This is a genomic window from Rhizobium sp. 18055 (assembly GCF_902706285.1).
Lineage (GTDB): Bacteria > Pseudomonadota > Alphaproteobacteria > Rhizobiales > Rhizobiaceae > Rhizobium.
This window is the reverse complement of the sequence record NZ_CACSKD010000490.1, coordinates 1-387: the sequence shown is the minus strand read 5'-3', so window position 1 is coordinate 387 and position 387 is coordinate 1. Positions and strand designations below refer to the sequence as shown.

Genomic DNA, 387 nt, shown 5'->3' with positions numbered 1-387 from the left:
ACATCGCGCCGCGCCTGCCGCTGGACTACCGCCTGCTGCTGTCCGGCTACCTGGCCGAATACGCACAGGAGGTCGGCGCGCTCACGCCGGGCGTGCCGTATGCCGAACTGCATGACAAGGGCCGCATCACCCAGCGTGCGCTGGACCTGGGCAGCGGCGACCACTTCTCCACCGTGATCCGCCAGGGCGTGCCCGGCACCGAGCAGGACCCGCAGTAATGACCCGACTCTTCCTGATCCGCTGGCAGCGCGCGCTGCCGGTGTTGTTCGCCGCCTTCCTGCTGCTGGGCAGCAGCGGCTGCGCGATGGTGACTGTCAAGCAGGTGAAGTCCAGCGATTCGCTGGTGAACAAGCGCGCCGATGTGCTCAACACCGGCAAGCTCAGCCC

At 68.0% G+C, this 387-nt stretch carries 1 pseudogene; it reads left to right on the top strand.

Annotated elements, in window-relative coordinates:
• Window positions 1-218 (top strand): annotated as a pseudogene (locus GVL52_RS30145) (hypothetical protein); the annotation flags it as partial.
• Window positions 219-387: the final 169 nt, after the last annotated feature.